Annotated in this window: 12 protein-coding genes; 4 read left to right on the top strand and 8 right to left on the bottom strand. The window is 72.4% G+C overall.

The genetic code is table 11. The annotated features are described in order from the left end of the window. The first annotated feature begins 60 nt into the window (after positions 1-60). Complete coding sequence (locus IH80_RS0106440) at positions 61-3,384, top strand: S8 family serine peptidase (protein ID WP_030958427.1); 3,324 nt, start codon at positions 61-63, stop codon at positions 3,382-3,384. An 81-nt stretch (positions 3,385-3,465) separates the two neighbouring features. On the opposite strand, the gene IH80_RS0106435 is transcribed toward IH80_RS0106440, so the two are convergent. After that, positions 3,466-4,953 carry a M28 family metallopeptidase gene (locus IH80_RS0106435; RefSeq protein ID WP_030958426.1) on the bottom strand — a complete coding sequence of 496 codons (1,488 nt, stop codon included), beginning with the start codon at positions 4,951-4,953 and terminating at the stop codon, positions 3,466-3,468. Between the two features lie 260 nt (positions 4,954-5,213). Here IH80_RS0106435 and IH80_RS0106430 point away from each other — a divergent pair, with 260 nt between their 5' ends. Continuing rightward, a complete protein-coding gene (locus IH80_RS0106430) occupies positions 5,214-6,242 on the top strand; it encodes an aspartate-semialdehyde dehydrogenase (protein WP_030958425.1) in 1,029 nt (342 codons plus the stop codon). A 59-nt stretch (positions 6,243-6,301) separates the two neighbouring features. Here the strand turns inward: IH80_RS0106430 and IH80_RS0106425 are convergent, their stop codons facing one another. Then, positions 6,302-6,805, bottom strand: coding sequence for a DUF1203 domain-containing protein (locus IH80_RS0106425; RefSeq protein WP_030958424.1), 504 nt, complete (start codon positions 6,803-6,805; stop codon positions 6,302-6,304). Positions 6,806-6,945: 140 nt separating this feature from the next. On the opposite strand from IH80_RS0106425, the gene pepN reads away from it, so the two are divergent. Then, entirely contained in the window at positions 6,946-9,540 is a 2,595-nt protein-coding gene (gene pepN / locus IH80_RS0106420; RefSeq protein ID WP_030958422.1) for an aminopeptidase N, read from the top strand. Positions 9,541-9,667: 127 nt separating this feature from the next. Here pepN and IH80_RS0106415 read toward each other — a convergent pair whose 3' ends face one another. From IH80_RS0106415 to IH80_RS0106400, 4 genes are read right to left on the bottom strand one after another with little or no spacing between them, the layout of a single operon-like run. Then, entirely contained in the window at positions 9,668-10,567 is a 900-nt protein-coding gene (locus IH80_RS0106415) for a LysR family transcriptional regulator (RefSeq protein ID WP_030958420.1), read from the bottom strand. Positions 10,568-10,576: 9 nt separating this feature from the next. Continuing rightward, complete coding sequence (locus IH80_RS0106410) at positions 10,577-11,497, bottom strand: DMT family transporter (protein ID WP_051808879.1); 921 nt, start codon at positions 11,495-11,497, stop codon at positions 10,577-10,579. A gap of 49 nt (positions 11,498-11,546) precedes the next feature. Then, positions 11,547-12,479 (bottom strand): EamA family transporter, encoded by a 933-nt coding sequence (locus IH80_RS0106405; protein WP_030958417.1) that lies wholly within the window; start codon positions 12,477-12,479, stop codon positions 11,547-11,549. Between the two features lie 48 nt (positions 12,480-12,527). Then, positions 12,528-13,847: an MFS transporter gene (locus IH80_RS0106400; RefSeq protein WP_051808870.1), complete on the bottom strand. Its 1,320-nt coding sequence runs from the start codon at positions 13,845-13,847 to the stop codon at positions 12,528-12,530. Between the two features lie 108 nt (positions 13,848-13,955). Here IH80_RS0106400 and IH80_RS0106395 point away from each other — a divergent pair, with 108 nt between their 5' ends. Further along, a complete protein-coding gene (locus IH80_RS0106395; RefSeq protein ID WP_030958415.1) occupies positions 13,956-14,447 on the top strand; it encodes a MarR family winged helix-turn-helix transcriptional regulator in 492 nt (163 codons plus the stop codon). 110 nt (positions 14,448-14,557) lie between these two features. On the opposite strand, the gene IH80_RS0106390 is transcribed toward IH80_RS0106395, so the two are convergent. Together IH80_RS0106390 and IH80_RS0106385 are read right to left on the bottom strand one after the other, a co-directional pair. Then, positions 14,558-14,800, bottom strand: a complete 243-nt coding sequence (locus IH80_RS0106390) for a hypothetical protein (RefSeq protein ID WP_030958413.1) — start codon at positions 14,798-14,800, stop codon at positions 14,558-14,560. Positions 14,801-14,820: 20 nt separating this feature from the next. After that, positions 14,821-16,815: a 4-alpha-glucanotransferase gene (locus IH80_RS0106385; protein ID WP_030958411.1), complete on the bottom strand. Its 1,995-nt coding sequence runs from the start codon at positions 16,813-16,815 to the stop codon at positions 14,821-14,823. Positions 16,816-16,939: the final 124 nt, after the last annotated feature.

The following is a 16,939-nucleotide window of genomic DNA, read 5'->3' as shown; positions in this document are numbered from 1 at the left end:
AGCTGACCGGTCATCCGGCACCGAAATCCGGACCGTATCTTTCACTTACCAGGGATGCTGATGACCCTCGAATCCCCCAGTTCCATACCCGGGGCAAGACGCGTCGCGCGCGTCGCGGCCGCGGCCGGCCTGGTCGCCGCCCTCGCGGCGACCGGCGCCGGGCCCGTGTTCGCGGCGACCGCCGCGGACACCCCGGGCACCTCGCCCGCGGTCAAGTCCGCCGACCAGAAGCTCGGTTCGGCCGATGTCGAGCTGCTCCAGGAGGCCAAGGCCAAGGGTGACGCGAACGTCACCGTCATGGTCGCGACCGCCCCCGGCCAGACCAAGCAGGTCGCCGACCAGCTGGACGCCGTCCAGGGCGCCTCGGTCGGCCGGACGTACGACAACCTCGGCTACGTGCGCGCCACCCTGCCGACGGGCCAGGCCGAGGCCGCGCTGAAGGCGGCGGCCAAGCTGTCCTCGGTGCACGGCATCGACCTGCGTCACGAGATCCAGCTGCCGGACCCGCGTCCGGACGCCGGCCGGGAGAGCGGCACGGTCAAGAAGACCGCGGCCGAGACGTACGCGGCGCCGGACAAGAACACCCCGGCGAAGAACCCGTACAACCCGTCCTTCGAGACCGGTGCGGTCGACTTCGTCGAGCAGAACCCGCAGGCCGACGGCCGCGGCGTGACCATCGGCATCATGGACTCGGGCGTCGACCTCGGCCACCCGGCCCTGCAGAAGACCACCACCGGCGAGCGCAAGATCGTCGACTGGGTGACGGCCACCGACCCGATCACCGACAACGACGGCACCTGGCGCGCCCAGATCACCCCGGTGACCTCGGCGGGCGGCGCCTTCACCGCGGGCGGCCAGAGCTGGAAGGCGCCCGAGGGCAGCTTCCAGTGGAGCCGGTTCAGCGAGTCGATCACCGCCACCGGCGACATGGCGGGCGACGTCAACCGGGACGGGGACACCACCGACCGGTTCGGCATGCTCTACGACGCCGCCGCCGGCACCGTCCGCGTCGACACCGACCAGGACGGCGACTTCACGAACAACGAGCCGATGAAGCCGTACAAGGACGGCTACCAGATCGGCTACTTCGGCACGGACAACCCCGCGACCGAGGTCGCCGAGCGGATCCCGTTCGTGATCGAGATCCGCAAGGACGTCCCGATGGACCCGCTGGGCGGGGACTGGGTCGGCAAGAAGGCCGACTTCGTCAACATCGGCATCATCGAGTCCGAGCACGGCACGCACGTCGCCGGCATCACCGCCGCCAACAGCCTCTTCGGCGGCAAGATGAACGGTGAGGCGCCCGGCGCCAAGCTCGTCTCCTCGCGCGCCTGCTCCTGGTCCGGCGGCTGCACCAACATCGCGCTGACCGAGGGCATGATCGACCTCGTCGTCAACCGCGGCGTGGACATCGTCAACATGTCGATCGGCGGCCTGCCGGCGCTGAACGACGGCAACAACGCGCGCGCCGAGCTCTACCGCAACCTCGTCGACACCTACGGCGTCCAGCTGGTCATCTCGGCCGGCAACTCCGGTCCGGGTGTGAACACCATCGGCGACCCGGCCCTCGCGGACAAGGTCATCTCCGTGGGTGCCTCGGTCTCCAAGGAGACGTGGGCCGCCAACTACGGCTCCGGCGTGAGCACGAAGTACAACATGTTCCCCTTCTCCTCGCGCGGTCCGCGTGAGGACGGCGGTTTCACGCCGACCATCAGCGCCCCCGGCGCGGCCATCAACACCATCCAGACCTGGCTGCCCGGCGCGCCGGTGAAGGAGGCCGGCTACGGCCTGCCGGCCGGTTACGGCATGCTCCAGGGCACCTCGATGGCCTCGCCGCAGGCGGCGGGCGCGAGCGCGCTGCTGATCTCGGCCGCGAAGCAGCAGGGCATCAAGCTGACCCCGGCCTCCCTGCGGGTCGCGCTCACCAGCTCCGCGAAGAAGATCGACGGCGTCCCCGCGCACGCGCAGGGCTCCGGTCTGATCGACGTCAAGGGCGCGTGGGAGTCCATCCAGCGCGACGCCAAGGCCAACGAGTTCACGGTCAAGGCCCCGGTCGACACCGCGATCGACCAGTTCCTGAAGACCCCGGGCTTCGGCACCGGCCTGTACGACCGCGAGGGCGGCCTCAAGGTCGGCCAGAAGAAGGTCTACAACGTCGTCGTCACCCGCACCACGGGCGTCAAGTACGGCACCCGGCACGACCTGAGCTGGCGCAACAACGACGGCACCTTCAAGATCATCGGCGGCTACGACTACGTCACGCTGCCGCTGAACAAGCCCGTCACCATCAAGGTCGAGGCCAACGCCAAGACGGCCGGCGTCCACAGCGGCATCCTGCAGCTGGACGACGAGACCACCGAGGGCATCGACAAGCAGATCCTGACGACCGTCGTGGCTTCCGCCCCCCTGGCCGCGCCGGCGTTCTCCCTGTCCGAGTCCTCCACCGTGCAGCGCAACTCGCACAAGTCGTACTTCGTGACCGTGCCGCCGGGCGCCAAGAGCCTGGAGGTCGCCCTCAGCAGTCTCGCGGCCGGCGCCCAGACGCGCTTCATCGCGATCCACCCGTACGGCGTGCCGGTCGACCCGACGGCCACGACCAACTGCTACCCGAACTACGACAACCCGGCGAACACCTGCCGCCCCGACGTGCGCTCGTACCCCGAGCCGACGCCGGGCGTCTGGGAGATCGAGGTCGAGGCCCGTCGTACGTCGCCGGTGCTCGACAACCCGTTCAAGCTGGACGTCTCCGTGCTCGGCGCCGCCTTCGACCCCGCGGTCAAGGTCCTGCCCGAGGTGAAGCAGGGCACCCCCGCCCCGGTCCAGTGGAGCGTCAAGAACGCCGCCGCGGCCATCAGCGGCGGCAAGCTCAAGGGCGGGCCGCTCGGCTCCGCGAAGGTCGCCAAGCCGACCATCGCGAACGGTGAGACCCACACCACCGAGATCGCCGTTCCCGCGGGCACCTCCCGCCTCGACGTCGCGATCGGCAAGGTGTCCGACACCGGCGCCGACCTCGACCTCGAGGTCTACAAGGACGGCGTCAAGGTCGGCTCCGCCGCCGACGGCGACTCCGAGGAGGCCGTGAGCCTGGTCAACCCGGCCGCGGGCACCTACACCGTCAAGGTGATCGGCTACGCCGTCCCGGCCGGTTCCACCACGTACGACTACCGCGACGTGTTCTTCTCGGCCGCCCTGGGCTCCGTCCAGGTCGACGAGGCCGCCGCGGTGAACCTCGCCACCGGCGCCACCGCGCAGGTCTCGGCGAACGTCCTGGTCACCAGCGCGGCCCCCGAGGGGCGTCAGTTCTTCGGCCAGGTCGAGCTGCTCAACGCCCGCGGCACCGCCGCCGGCACCGGCAGCGTGCAGATCGAGAAGGTCCTCCCGTAGCACCTTCGGCTCTTCCCGCGTGAAAACCCGAGGGGGCGGCGCTCCGACGAGCGCCGCCCCCTCGGGCCGTTCCCCGGCCGGCTACGGCCGGCCGAGCGTGCGCAGCGACTCGGCGTAGGTGCCGACCGCGTGCGCGATGACGTCCAGGTTCGTGTCGAAGGCCCTGAGGTCGAGGTTCTTCAGGTCGTCGCCCGCCCCGTGGTAGTTCGGGTCGTACGGAGCCCCGGCGGTGCCGCCGTAGCGCCGCGCCTGCTCGGCGGTCTTGATGCCCTCGGCCCCGGTGAAGGTGCCGCCGGCCGGGATGCCGTTCGCGATGAACGGCCCGTAGTCGGAGCGGCCGTCGAAGTCGCTGCCCTCGTGGGGCTTGCCCTTCCCGTCGAGGAAGCCGTTGATCAGCGCCTCGATCTGCGCGGAGCCCGCCGGGCCGGCGCCTGCGCCCGTCCTGTCCGAGTCGTCGCCGTCGTAGACGAACTGCACCGGGTTCGGCGAAGCGATCATGTCGAAGTTCAGGTAGAGCGCGATGTCCTTCCGCTGCTCCTCGGACAACTGCGCGACGTAGTGCTCCGAGCCCAGCAGGCCCAGCTCCTCCGCCGACCACCAGCCGAAGCGGACCTTGTTGGCGGGCCCCTTGCCCTTCTTGCCGGCCTCGGCCAGCTTGAGCGCCACCTCCAGCAGCCCGGCCGAGCCGGAGCCGTTGTCGTTGATGCCCGGCCCTTCGGGCACGGAGTCCAGGTGTGCCCCGACGGTGACCACGCGGTCGGAGCGGCCGCCCCTGGTTTCGGCGATCACGTTGCGGGTGGTCTTCCTCAGGTGCTCCTGGTCCAGGTCCAGGCGTACGGTCACCTCGCCCCGGCCGGCGGCGGCGGTCAGTGCCTCACCGTCGGCGAGGGTGATGCCGGCGCTCGGGATGATCCCCTCGGCGGGCGAGGAGAAGCCGCCCCGCACCGGGGTGGTGCCGCTGTGGTTGTAGACGATGACGCCGAGTGCGCCCGCTCCGGCCGCGGCCCGCTGCTTCTCCACGAAGGTGCACGCACCCCGCTTGACCAGGGCGATCTTCCCGGTGAAGGCGCCGGCCGGGTAGTCGTCCGCCGTGCATCCGGGGGTTTCGTCGACCCGGGCGGGCGCGAGCGGTGCGGTGAGGCCGCCCGCCGGGGTCGACCTGGTGAAGGTGAAGGCGGCGGTGGACAGCTCGCGGGAGTCCGGGCCGAGGACGGTGGTCCGCTCCGTGCGCGTGTGCGCCTCGTGGACGTCGAAGTCCTGGTACGAGACGTCGTACCCGGCCTTCTTCAGCGTGTCGTGGACGTAGGCGGCGGAAGCGGCGTGGCCGGGGGTGCCGGCCGCACGGTTGCCGCCGTTGGCGTCGGCGATCCGCTGGAACCTCGCCAGGTGGCGGTAGGCGCCCTTGGCGGTGACCTCCTCCACCAGCTCCCTGGCGAGCCGGCCCTCGCGCGGGTGGGCGGAGGCCGGGGCGGCGGCGAGCAGGACGGGTGCGGCGACGACGGCGGCCGCGAGGGCGGCGAGCGCCGGTATGGACCGGCGGCGGTGGCTGTGGCGGCGGATGGCGCGCACGGTGGATCTCCCCGAGTCTGTGGTTCGACCTGAAGTCGATCATGTCCGGATAGCGGACATGACAAGCTGGACGCTAACCGGTCCCGATCAGGCAAAACGGTCGTTCAGGGGGCGTGAAACACGGCTGCCACGCACTCGTCATGGGTGTTCACATTCAGAACACCGTCCGTTCCTCGGACAATAGATTGGACAAGGCGCGTGGGGTCGAACGCATGATGGCCTCACGCGCGCCCGCGTCGTACGGAGCAGAAGGAGTCACCGTGAGGGTCGGAATCGTCGGAGCCACCGGTCAGGTCGGCGCAGTCATGCGCAGCATCCTCGCCGAGCGCAAGTTCCCGGTGGACGAGCTGCGCCTGTTCGCCTCGGCCCGGTCCGCCGGCTCGACGATCGAGTGGGAGGGCCGCGAGATCACGATCGAGGACGCCTCCGCGGCCGACTACTCCGGCCTGGACATCGTGCTCTTCTCCGCGGGCGGCACCACCTCGAAGGCCCTGGCCGAGAAGGTCGCCTCGCAGGGCGCCGTCGTCATCGACAACTCCTCCGCCTGGCGCAAGGACCCAGAGGTCCCCCTCGTCGTCTCCGAGGTCAACCCGCACGCGATCAAGAACCGCCCCAAGGGCATCATCGCGAACCCGAACTGCACCACCATGGCGGCCATGCCGGTGCTGCGCCCGCTGCACGACGAGGCCGGCCTGACCGCTCTGATCGCCACCACCTACCAGGCCGTCTCCGGCTCCGGCCTGGCCGGTGTGGCCGAGCTCGACGGCCAGGTCAAGGCCGTCTCCGCGGGCGCGACCGCGCTGGTCCACGACGGCGGTGCCGTCGACTTCCCCGAGCCGGGCGTCTACAAGCGTCCGATCGCCTTCAACGTGCTCCCGCTCGCGGGCTCGATCGTCGACGACGGCTCCTTCGAGACCGACGAGGAGCAGAAGCTCCGCAACGAGTCCCGCAAGATCCTCGAGATCCCGGAACTCAAGGTCTCGGGCACCTGCGTGCGCGTGCCGGTCTTCTCCGGCCACTCCCTCCAGATCAACGCCCGCTTCGACCGCCCGATCAGCGTCGAGCGCGCGTACGAGCTGCTGAAGGACGCCGCGGGCGTGGAGCTCTCCGAGATCCCGACCCCGCTCCAGGCCGCCGGCAAGGACGCCTCGTACGTGGGCCGCATCCGCGTCGACGAGACGGTGGACAACGGCCTCGCGCTGTTCGTGTCGAACGACAACCTCCGCAAGGGCGCCGCGCTGAACGCGGTCCAGATCGCGGAGCTGGTCGCCGAGGAACTGCGCGGCTGACCCCGCACCCGGCACGACCTGGAGGGCGGGCGCCGCACGGCGCCCGCCCTCCAGTCGTGTCAGGGCCGGCGCACCTCGAACTGGAAGCAGCCGAACTCGGCGAAGCGCAGGTGTACGAGGGCCACCCCGGGATCGACGAAGGCCTCGTCGAGGGCCCGCTCGATCACCCCGTCCGGATCCTCCCCGAGGTCCAGGACCCGCCCGCCGAGGATGTGCCCGCGGGCGTCGTACCGCCGGGCGGTGCGTTGCACCCCCGCCCGGGCGAAGGGGTATCCCCCGCTGCCGCCCGCGGGCCCGCCGCAGTCCTCGGCGTGGACGAAAACGGGCCCCTGCTCGTCATAGGCGCCGGGATCGGCACCGGTCCGAGCCGCCCAGCGGCGCAGCGGCGCGTAGGAGACGAGCGCGATCCGCTCCCCCGCCGCACTGACGCGCAGACAGCACCGCAGGGGTGCCCCGCCCTCCCCGTCGGTGTACGGGACGGGGCCCCGTCCCGCGTCGTCGCGCACGCGGAGCTCCTTGAGCGCCGCCTCCTCGATGGGCCTCGCCCGGTATCTGCTGCTCATGCCCACCAGCGTGCCGAGGCGGGGCGCCGGTGTCCGGCAGGTTTGCGACCTCGCGTTCGCCCGTGGATTACTCCGAGGGCGGTACCCGTTCCCCCGTGGAAGGATGTCGGGGCAACGTCACCATCGAAGGAGATGACCGCGTGCCAGGCACGAACCTCACCCGTGAAGAGGCTCAGCAGCGTGCAAAGCTGCTCACCGTCGACTCGTACGAGATCGAACTCGATCTCAGCGGTGCGCAGGAGGGCGGGACCTACCCGTCCGTGACCACCGTGCGCTTCCAGTCGGCCGAGGCAGGGGCGGAGACCTTCATCGACCTGGTCGCCCCGGCGGTCCACGAGGTCGTCCTCAACGGAAAGTCGCTCGACGTCGCCGCCGTCTTCCGCGACTCCCGGATCGCCCTGGCGCACCTCGCGGCCGGGGCCAACGAGCTGCGGGTCGTCGCGGACTGCGCGTACACCAACACCGGTGAGGGCCTCCACCGCTTCGTCGACCCGGTCGACCAGCAGGCCTACCTCTACACCCAGTTCGAGGTGCCGGACGCGCGGCGGGTCTTCGCCAGCTTCGAGCAGCCCGATCTGAAGGCCACGTTCCAGTTCACCGTGACCGCCCCCGAGGGCTGGACGGTCATCTCGAACTCCCCGACGCCGGCACCTGCCGACGTCAAGGACAACGTCTGGCGTTTCGAGCCGACCCCGCGCATCTCCTCGTACATCACGGCGCTGATCGTGGGCCCGTACCACGCGGTGCACAGCTCCTACGAGGGCCCGGACGGTCAGTCCGTGCCGCTCGGCATCTACTGCCGGCCCTCGCTCGCCGAGTTCCTCGACGCGGACGAGATCTTCGACGTGACCCGGCAGGGCTTCGACTGGTTCCAGGAGAAGTTCGCCTACGACTACCCGTTCGCCAAGTACGACCAGCTCTTCGTACCGGAGTTCAACGCGGGTGCGATGGAGAACGCGGGCGCGGTCACCATCCGCGACCAGTACGTCTTCCGCTCGAAGGTGACGGACGCGGCGTACGAGGTGCGCGCGGAGACCATCCTCCACGAGCTCGCCCACATGTGGTTCGGCGACCTCGTCACCATGGAGTGGTGGAACGACCTGTGGCTAAACGAGTCGTTCGCCACCTACACCTCGATCGCGTGCCAGGCGTCCGCGGAGGGCTCGAAGTGGCCGCACGCGTGGACCACCTTCGCCAACTCCATGAAGACGTGGGCGTACCGGCAGGACCAGCTGCCGTCCACGCACCCGATCATGGCCGACATCCGTGACCTCGACGACGTCATGGTCAACTTCGACGGCATCACGTACGCCAAGGGCGCCTCGGTGCTCAAGCAGCTCGTCGCCTACGTCGGCACGGACGCCTTCTTCAAGGGCGTACAGGCCTACTTCAAGGCGCACGCCTTCGGCAACACGCGCCTGTCGGACCTGCTGGGCGCCCTGGAGGAGACTTCGGGCCGCGACCTGACCGCCTGGTCGAAGGCGTGGCTGGAGACGGCCGGCATCAACGTCCTGCGCCCCGAGATCAGCACCGACGCCGAGGGCGTGATCACCGCCTTCGGCATCCGCCAGGAGGCGCCCGCGCTGCCCGCCGGTGCCAAGGGCGAGTCCACCCTGCGCCCGCACCGCATCGCGGTGGGCCTGTACGAGCTCCAGGACGGCGCGCTCGTGCGCACCGACCGGATCGAGCTGGACATCGACGGCGCGCTGACCACGGTGCCGGAGCTGGTGGGCCGTACCCGCCCGACGGTGGTCCTGCTGAACGACGACGACCTGTCGTACGCGAAGGTCCGCCTGGACGAGGCCTCCCTCGCCGCCGTCACCGCGCACATCGGCGACTTCACGGAGTCCCTGCCGCGCGCCCTGTGCTGGGCCTCGGCCTGGGACATGACCCGTGACGGCGAGCTCGCCACCCGCGACTACGTCTCGCTGGTGCTCTCGGGCATCGGCAAGGAGTCCGACATCGGCGTCGTCCAGTCGCTGCACCGCCAGGTGAAGCTGGCCCTCGACCTGTACGCCGACCCGGCGTGGCGCGAGGAGGGCCTGGCGGCCTGGACCGAGGCCACCCTGGCGCACCTGCATGCGGCGGAGCCGGCCGGCGACCACCAGCTGGCGTGGGCGCGGGCATTCGCGGCCACCGCCCGCACCGAGGAGCAGCTGTCCTACCTGTCGGCGCTGCTGGACGGCTCGGCGGAGATCGAGGGCCTGGCCGTCGACACCGAGCTGCGGTGGACGTTCCTGGAGCGGCTCGCCGCGACGGGCGTGGCCGACGAGGCCGCCATCGCGGCGGAGCTGGAGCGGGACGCGACGGCGGCCGGCGAGCGGCACGCGGCGACGGCCCGGGCGGCCCGCCCGACGGCGGAGGCCAAGGCCGCGGCCTGGGCCTCGGTGGTGGAGTCCGGCGACCTGCCGAACGCGGTGCAGGAGGCGGTGATCGGCGGCTTCGTCCAGACCGACCAGCGCGAGCTGCTGGCCCCGTACACCGAGAAGTTCTTCGCCTCCGTCAAGGAGGTCTGGGAGACCCGCAGCCACGAGATCGCCCAGCAGATCGCGGTGGGCCTGTACCCGGCGCTCCAGGTCTCGCAGGAGACCCTGGACGCGACGGACGCGTGGCTGGCCTCCGCCGAGCCGAACGCCGCGCTGCGGCGCCTGGTGTCGGAGTCCCGCGCGGGCGTCGAGCGCGCCCTGAAGGCCCAGGCGGCCGACGCCGCCGCCGCCGCTGCCGCTCAGGTGTAAGGGCCCCGGGCCCGGCGCGGGGGCTCCGCCCCCGGGCCCCCGCGCCTCGAACGCCGGTGGGGCTGGATCTTCCGGCCCGCCCGGCGGGTGAGGCGCGGGGTCCGGGGCGGAGCCCCGGGGCGGACGGTCAGCGTGCGGCGGCGACGGTCCGCAGGGCCGTGAGGACGTGCGCCACCGCGGGAGCGGACTCGGCTCCGCGCCGCACCGCGGCGATCACGTGCCGCGTCGGCCGGTCCCGCGACAGCACCCGTACCGCCACCCCCGAGGCCCGGCTCGACACCATCCGGGGGACCAGGGCCACGCCCATCCCCGCCTCGACCATGGCCAGGATCGCGGTCCAGCCCGACGCCGAGTGGGCCTGTTCGGGCACGAAGCCCGCCGCCTCGCACGCGCCCCGGGCGATCTCCGACCAGGGCCCGCTGCCCCCGTAGATCCACGGGTCCCCGGACAGGTCCGCCAGCCGCAGGTCCGCCGCGTTCCGCAGGGGGTGCCCGGGCGGAAGTGCCACGTCCAGCGGGTCCTCCATCAGGGTGACCCGGGTGAACCTCCGGTCCCGCGCGGTCGGTGCGTGGGCGGCCAGCGACAGCGCCAGGTCCACGCCCCCGGCCGACAGGAGTTCGTACGACTCCGCGGCCTCGGTCTCCCGGACCCGTACCTCCACGCCCGGGTGGGCCCTGCGCAGTTCCGCCACCGCAGGGACCACCAGCGCGGGCACGGCGGTGGAGAACGCGCCGACCCGTACCTCTCCCGCGTCCCCGGCGAGGTAGCCGGCCAGTTCCGCGTCGGCCTGCTCCAGTTGTGCGAACACCGCTTCCGCGTGCCGCAGCACGAGGTGGGCGGCGTCGGTGAGGCGGACCCGGCGCCCCTGCGCCTCCAGCAGCACCACCCCCAGCTGCCGGGCGAGGTTCGTCAGTTGCTGCGAGACGGCCGAGGGCGTCATGTGGAGCGCCTCGGCCGCCCGGGTCACGGTCCCCTGTTCGGCGAGGGTCCGCAGGATCCGCAGCTTCTTGATGTCCCACTCGGTCATGACCCGAACCTACCGCCGGGCACTTCCCAGCCCGACCCCGCCGAGGATCAGCGCCATGCAGAGCAGTTGGGCCGGTCCGGTCGGCTCGCCCAGGAGCAGCAGGCCCAGACCCGTCGCGCACACCGGCTGGAGGTAGTAGACGACTCCCGCGCGGGCCGCCCCGATGATCGAGACGGCTTTGTTCCAGGCGAAGAAGGCGACGGCCGAGGAGAACACGCCGACGTAGAGGAGCGGTCCGACCGTGCCGGCCGTCGTCTCGAAGCCGCCCTGGACGTGGAGGGAGACGGCGTAGGCCGGGGCCAGCATCAGCGCGCCGAGGACGAAGGTGGTGACCAGGAAGGCCAGTCCGCCGAGTTCGGCGGGCTTGCGCTTGAGCAGGGCGCTGTACGTGGCGAAGGAGAGGGCGGCGGCGAACATCCACAGGTCGCCCGCGCCGAAGTCGAAGCCGATCGAGCCGTCGCCGACGAGCAGCAGCACTCCGAAGGCGGCGAGCAGCATGCCGAAGGTGCGGCGGGCGCCGAGGCGTTCGCCGCCGACGCGGGCGTAGAGCGCCATGATCACGGGTGAGGCCGCCATGATCATGCCCATGTTGGAGGCCGAGGTGGTCAGTCCGGCCTGGTGCACGAGGGTGTTGTAGAGGGCGACGCCGAACAGTGACGCGAGGGCGGTGAAGCCGAGGTGGCGCCGGATGAGGGCCCGCTGCTGCCAGGCCTGGCGGGCGGCGAAGGGGGCGACGGCGAGGAGGGCGATGATCCAGCGCCAGAAGACCGCCTGGACGGGCGGGACGGTCTCGGCCATGCCGCGGGTGGCGACGAAGCTGCCGGACCAGACGACCGTCGCGATCAGGGCGAGGAGTACGCCGAACCCGGCGGCACCCTTCTTGCCCGTGCTGCCGGGTTCGGCGTGCGAAACGGTGCGGACGCGGTCCATGACGGCCACTGTGCGTCTCCCCCTCGGGGTCGGTCGGATGTCGAGGGACCTACCGTCGCACCCGCCCATCGGTCAGGTCCATCGAAATGTTGCGATCGTTCTTTTCAGTAGAACTGAACGGTTGTGGGGTGCGGGCGGCCGCCAGCTGTCCGGCGACGGTGGCCCCGAAGGCGATCGCCATCCCCACGAGCTGTACGGGGGTGAGCGCCTGCCCGAGGGCGGCCCAGCCGATGGCGGCGGCGGTCAGCGGGGAGAGCGGGCCCAGCAGGGTGACGGAGGTGGCGCCGAGCTGCCCGATGCCGCGGAACCAGAGCCAGTAGGCGATACCGGTGTTGATCAGCATCATGTAGCCGTAGCCGAGGAGGGCCTTCCCGTCGAGCGCGGGCGGTGCGCCTTCGAGGAGGGCGGCCACCGGGATGATCACCAGCCCGCCGGCGGTGAGCTGCCAGCCGGTCATGGCCAGGGGCCCGACACCCTCGGGCCGGCCCCAGCGCTTGGTCATGACGGTGCCGGCGGCCATGGAGGCGGAGGACACCACGCCGGCGACGACGCCGACCAGGTCGAGGGCCGCCTCGGCCCTGAGGACGACCATGCTCACGCCGAACGCCCCCACGACGGCGGCCAGTACGGTACGCAGGCTCGCGCGCTCCCCGAGCACGAGGGCGGCGAGGCCCACGACGAACAGCGGGCCGGCGGAGCCGAGCACGGCCGCGACCCCTCCGGGCAGCCGGTAGGCGGACAGGAACAGCAGCGGGAAGAAGGCGCCGATGTTGAGGGTGCCGAGGACGGCGGACTTCCACCACCAGGCGCCCTTGGGCAGGGTGCGGGCCAGCGCGGTCAGCAGCAGGCCTGCGGGCAGGGCCCGCATGACCCCGGTGAACAGCGGCCGGTCGGGCGGCAGCAGTTCGGAGGCGACGGCGTAGGTCGAGCCCCAGGAGATCGGGGCGAGGGCGGTCAGGGCGACGGTGGCGAGACGCTTCATGGCGGGTGGCTCCCCGTGCGGGTGAGGAAGGCGGACCGGGGGTGTGGTTCAGGCGGCCGCGGGGGCCGGACGGCGGTCGGGTGCGGCCTCGGCGGAGCCGGCAACCGCGGCCGGGGGCTCCGCGTGCACGGCCGCGGCCGGCAGGTGCCGTTCCAGCCGCAGCAGCGCCAGGGCGGCGCCGAGCGCGGCGACGGCCAGGACGGCCCAGGGCAGCCGGCCGTCCACGGCGAGCAGGGCGGTGAAGAGGGAGGGGGCGAGGGCGGTGGCCAGCGAGTGGGACAGCTGGTAGGTGGCCAGGTAGCGGCCGCGCACCGGCTCGGGGGCCGCGGAGACGGACAGGGCGCCGCCGGAGGGGCTGTGCACCAGTTCGCCGAAGGTGTAGACGACGACGATGACGAGCAGGGCGGCCAGGGTCGCGCCCTGGCCGGGGCGCAGGGTGCCGAGCACGATCTGCCCGATGAAGGCGGCGGCGAAGAGCAGGGCGCCGAGGGCGGCGGAGCGGGTGCGGCGGGCGCCGGAGCGGCGGACGCGGCCCGCGACCAGCACGCCGATCCCGGCGCACAGGGCCGTGTTGAGGGTGAAGGCCGCTCCGGTGAGGGAGTCGGGGGCCGTCAGCCACGTGGAGAGGTAGAGCGGGAAGAGGACGGAGAGGGCGGCGTAGCCCAGCGCGGTGAGGAAGTTGGCGGCGGTGAGCCCGAGGAAGGGGCGGTCGCGCAGGACCATCCGGTAGCCGGCGGCCGGCCGCCCGGCGGTGGCGGCGTCCGCCTCGGCCGGGACCGGGCGGACCCTGCTGACGAGCCATCCGGCGAGGGCGAAGGCGAGGGAGTTGGCCCAGGCGGTGTGGGTGAAGCCGCCGGTGCCCCACAGCGCCACCACTCCGGAGACGAGGAGGGCGCCCGCGCCCATCCCGGCGTTCTGCAGGGCCCGGGTGGACGCCTGGAGCCGGTCGCGGGCGGCGCCCCGCGCCACTTCCCCGATCAGGGACTGCTGCACGACGGAGAAGGAGCGGTCGGCGAGCGCGGTGACGAGGGCTACGGCCGCGAAGGCGGGCAGGGAGCCCGCGAAGGGGTAGAGGGCGAAGCCGAGCGCCCTCATCCCGTAGAGCGCCAGGTTGACCCGCTTGGCACCGAACCGGTCGACGGCCGAGCCGGCCAGGGGCATGAAGGCCAGTCCGGCCACCCCGGTGACCGTCATGACCAGGCCGACGAGGGTGAAGGAGAGGCCGGTGACGTGGTGGAAGAAGACGAGCGAGAAGGGGACGTACATGCCGGTCCCGATCGCGCTGACCCCGATGCCGAGGAGCAGCGACCGCTCCCCCGCGACCTTCGCCTCCCCGGCCTTCGACGTCCTGCTCCTGAACACTGCCATGACGGCCTCTCCCCCCGATTCGATTGCTGACAAGTAGCTTACCGCTAAGCTACTTATCGTCAAGCAACTATCTTGCGAACGATCCGGGGGAGCCGGAATACTGCGCTCATGAGTGAGGAAAAGGACGCGGTCGACGCGATCACGGCCCAGTGGTTCGCCGTGCGCCCCGAGCTGGAGACGGCCCCCATGGCCGTCTTCGGACGCATCTACCGGATCGCCAAGGCCATGGGCGACGCGATGGAGGAGTGCTACCAACGCTTCGGCATCTCGCGCGGGGAGTTCGACGTCGTCGGCACGCTGCGCCGTTCGGGCGCCCCGTACACGCTCTCGCCCCGTCAGCTCTCGGCGACGCTCATGCTCACCACGGGCGGCATGACGGGGCGGCTGGACAAGCTGGAGAAGGCCGGGCTGCTGTGCCGCAAGCCCGATCCGCACGACCGGCGGGGGCTCCAGGTGACGATCACCGACCGCGGCCTCGCACTCGTCGACGAGGCCGTCACCGCCGGCCTGGAGGTGCAGCGCGCCGCCCTCACCGGGCTGTCCGACGAGGAGGTGGCCCAGCTCACCGGCCTGCTCCGCAAACTTCTGGCCGGCGTCTGAGGACACGCCGAGGCGCCGGGGGTCGACGCACGGCCGATACGGATCGGCGGTGCGGACCCCCGGCGCCCGGGAAGGTCATGCGGCCGCGGCCCGAAAGGGGCCGCAGCGGGTCAGGCCTGCTTCTTCTGCGGCCTGTCCGACTTGTCGAGGACCATCACGAGGCCCACGATGACGAGGAAGATGACGATCGGCAGGGCCACGTACAGACCGAGCGTCTCACCGATGCTCAGGCCCGGGCCCGGGTCGTCGCCGTCGTCGCGGGTCAGCGCGAGAGCGGGAGACGTCATCAGCAGCATCATCAGCGTCGTTCCGGCCGAGACGGCGCCGGCGCGCAGAGCGTTCTTCTTGTCCACGGTGCAAACGTAGCGAACACCTAAACGCCGCGCGCGCCCGGGGGTGCCGTACGGGGAACCGCCCCCTCCCGCACCGCGCTGAACAGTGCGTTCGCCCGGGGCGAGGCCATCAGCTCCTCCAGCGTCAGAGGCCGGCCCGCGGCATCGGCGACCGGCAGCCGCCAGTTGGGGTACTGGTCCCAGGTCCCCGGCAGGTTCTGCGGCCGCCGGTCCCCCACCGCGTCCGGCAGCCATACGCCCACCAGGCGCGCGGGGGTGCGCAGCAGGAAGGCGTACAGGGCCCGTACGGCGGCCTCCTCGCCCTTGGTGTCGAGGCCCAGCCCGTCCAGCAGGGCCAGCCACTCGGCGGTGTCGGCGGCGTCCTCGGCCCGCTCCCGGTCGGCAGGACGGGTCAGCAGGCCGAGCCGGTCACGCAGTTCCACGTGCCCGCCGGCGAGCTTGGCGGCCGTGGGCGGCAGGTCGTGGGTGGTGACGGTGGCCAGGCAGTCCGCCCGCCAGGCCTCCGGGGCGAGCGGGCCGCCGTCGCCCTCCCAGTCCCGCTCGAACCACAGCACCGAGGTGCCGAGCACCCCGCGGCGGGCCAGTTCCCGGCGCACGTGCGGCTCCACCGTCCCGAGGTCCTCGCCGATGACCGCGGCCCCGGCCCGGTGCGCCTCCAGGACCAGGACCGCCAGCATCGCCTCGCCGTCGTAGCAGACGTACGTGCCCTCGGCGGGCGGGGTCCCCTCGGGGATCCACCAGAGCCGGAAGAGGCCCATGACGTGGTCGATGCGCAGGGCGCCGGCGTACCGGAACACCCCGCGCAGCAGAGCCCGGAAGGCGGCGTAGCCGGTGCCGGCCAGCACGTCCGGGCGCCAGGGCGGCAGCCCCCAGTCCTGGCCGCGGGCGTTGAAGGCGTCCGGCGGGGCCCCGACCGAGATGTGGCGGGCGTGGAGGGCCGGCTCGGCGGCGTCCGAACCGCCCGGGTGCACCCCGACGGCGAGGTCGTGCACGATGCCGACGGTCATGCCGGCTCCGAGGGCGGCGCACTGGGCGGCGACGAGCTGGCCGTCCGTCAGCCAGACCAGCCAGCGGTGGAAGTCGGTGCGCACCCTCGGGTCCTCGCCCGTGCAGGAGGCCTGCCGGCCCGCGTGGACGTCGAGCGAGGCGCCTCCCTGCGCGCAGAACGCACGGTAGTCCGCTTCCCGTTCGGGGGTCCGCGGGACGGCGTACAGCAGTTCCAGGGCCTGCCGCTTGAGCGCCCAGACGGCGTCCCGGTCGATCAGGGCGCCCTTCTCCAGCACCTCGTGGCGCAGTGCCGCGCCCCGGGACGCCAGCTCGGCCAGGGCCTCCCGCTCGGGGCAGTCGGCGTACTCGGGGACGTCCTCGATCCGCAGGTGCACGGGGTCGGGGAAGCGGCGCGAGGACGGCCGGTACGGCGAGGGGTCGGTCGGGGTCCCCGGCAGGGCCGCGTGCAGCGGGTTGACCTGGATGAAGTCCGCGCCGTGGGTCCGGGCCGCCCAGCGGGCGAGCGCGGCGAGGTCCCCGAGGTCGCCCATGCCCCAGGAGCGTTCGGAGAGCAGGGAGTAGAGCTGGACGAGCAGCCCGTGGGCCCGCTCCGGCGCGGCGGGGGCCCGTTCGGGGGCCACGACCAGGGTCGCCCCGGCGGTCCGCCCGTCGGGGGCCTCGGCGGTGATCCGGTGGACCCCGAGGGGGAGTCTGGGGCCCCAGGCGAGCTCCTCACCCGACTCCTCGGCCACCACCACGACCCGGCTGCCCGGCGGGAGCCCGGCCGGGAGCAGCGGAACGGGCTCCCCCTGCCAGAGCACCACCGTGGGCGGCAGCAGCCGGCCGGCGGCCGACTCGGCGGCCGACCGGGCGAACGCCCGGATGCTCTCCGCATCGTCGGTGACGGCCCCGAGCAGCCCGAGGATCGTTCTGATGGTGGTCTCGGGGACCTCGACGGTGACGTCGGGGGCGGGCCGGTAGGAGGTGGCGATGCCGTGCAGGGCCGCGAGTCGGGCCAGGTCGTCCATGGACGGGCGCTCCTTCGTGCGTGCGGGCAGACGGAGGTGAGGGTGGGTCAGAAGCGTGGAGCACAAAAGCGGGACGCCGCCGGGGAACACCGCAGCCATACCCACTGGGAGGGGTCGCATTCCT

Origin of the sequence: Streptomyces sp. NRRL S-378, from assembly GCF_000720645.1 — a bacterium.
Classification (GTDB): Bacteria; Actinomycetota; Actinomycetes; order Streptomycetales; family Streptomycetaceae; genus Streptomyces.
This window is presented reverse-complemented; position numbering and strand designations above follow the sequence as displayed.

Bases quoted from the DNA above. Each gene is read 5' to 3' on its own strand.
- IH80_RS0106405 (WP_030958417.1), bottom strand. From the start codon at position 12,479: ATGAAGCGTCTCGCCACCGTCGCCCTGACCGCCCTCGCCCCGATCTCC.
- IH80_RS0106385 (WP_030958411.1), bottom strand. From the start codon at position 16,815: ATGGACGACCTGGCCCGACTCGCGGCCCTGCACGGCATCGCCACCTCC.
- IH80_RS0106410 (WP_051808879.1), bottom strand. From the start codon at position 11,497: ATGGACCGCGTCCGCACCGTTTCGCACGCCGAACCCGGCAGCACGGGC.
- IH80_RS0106395 (WP_030958415.1), top strand. From the start codon at position 13,956: ATGAGTGAGGAAAAGGACGCGGTCGACGCGATCACGGCCCAGTGGTTC.
- IH80_RS0106440 (WP_030958427.1), top strand. From the start codon at position 61: ATGACCCTCGAATCCCCCAGTTCCATACCCGGGGCAAGACGCGTCGCG.
- IH80_RS0106400 (WP_051808870.1), bottom strand. From the start codon at position 13,847: ATGGCAGTGTTCAGGAGCAGGACGTCGAAGGCCGGGGAGGCGAAGGTC.
- IH80_RS0106415 (WP_030958420.1), bottom strand. From the start codon at position 10,567: ATGACCGAGTGGGACATCAAGAAGCTGCGGATCCTGCGGACCCTCGCC.
- IH80_RS0106425 (WP_030958424.1), bottom strand. From the start codon at position 6,805: ATGAGCAGCAGATACCGGGCGAGGCCCATCGAGGAGGCGGCGCTCAAG.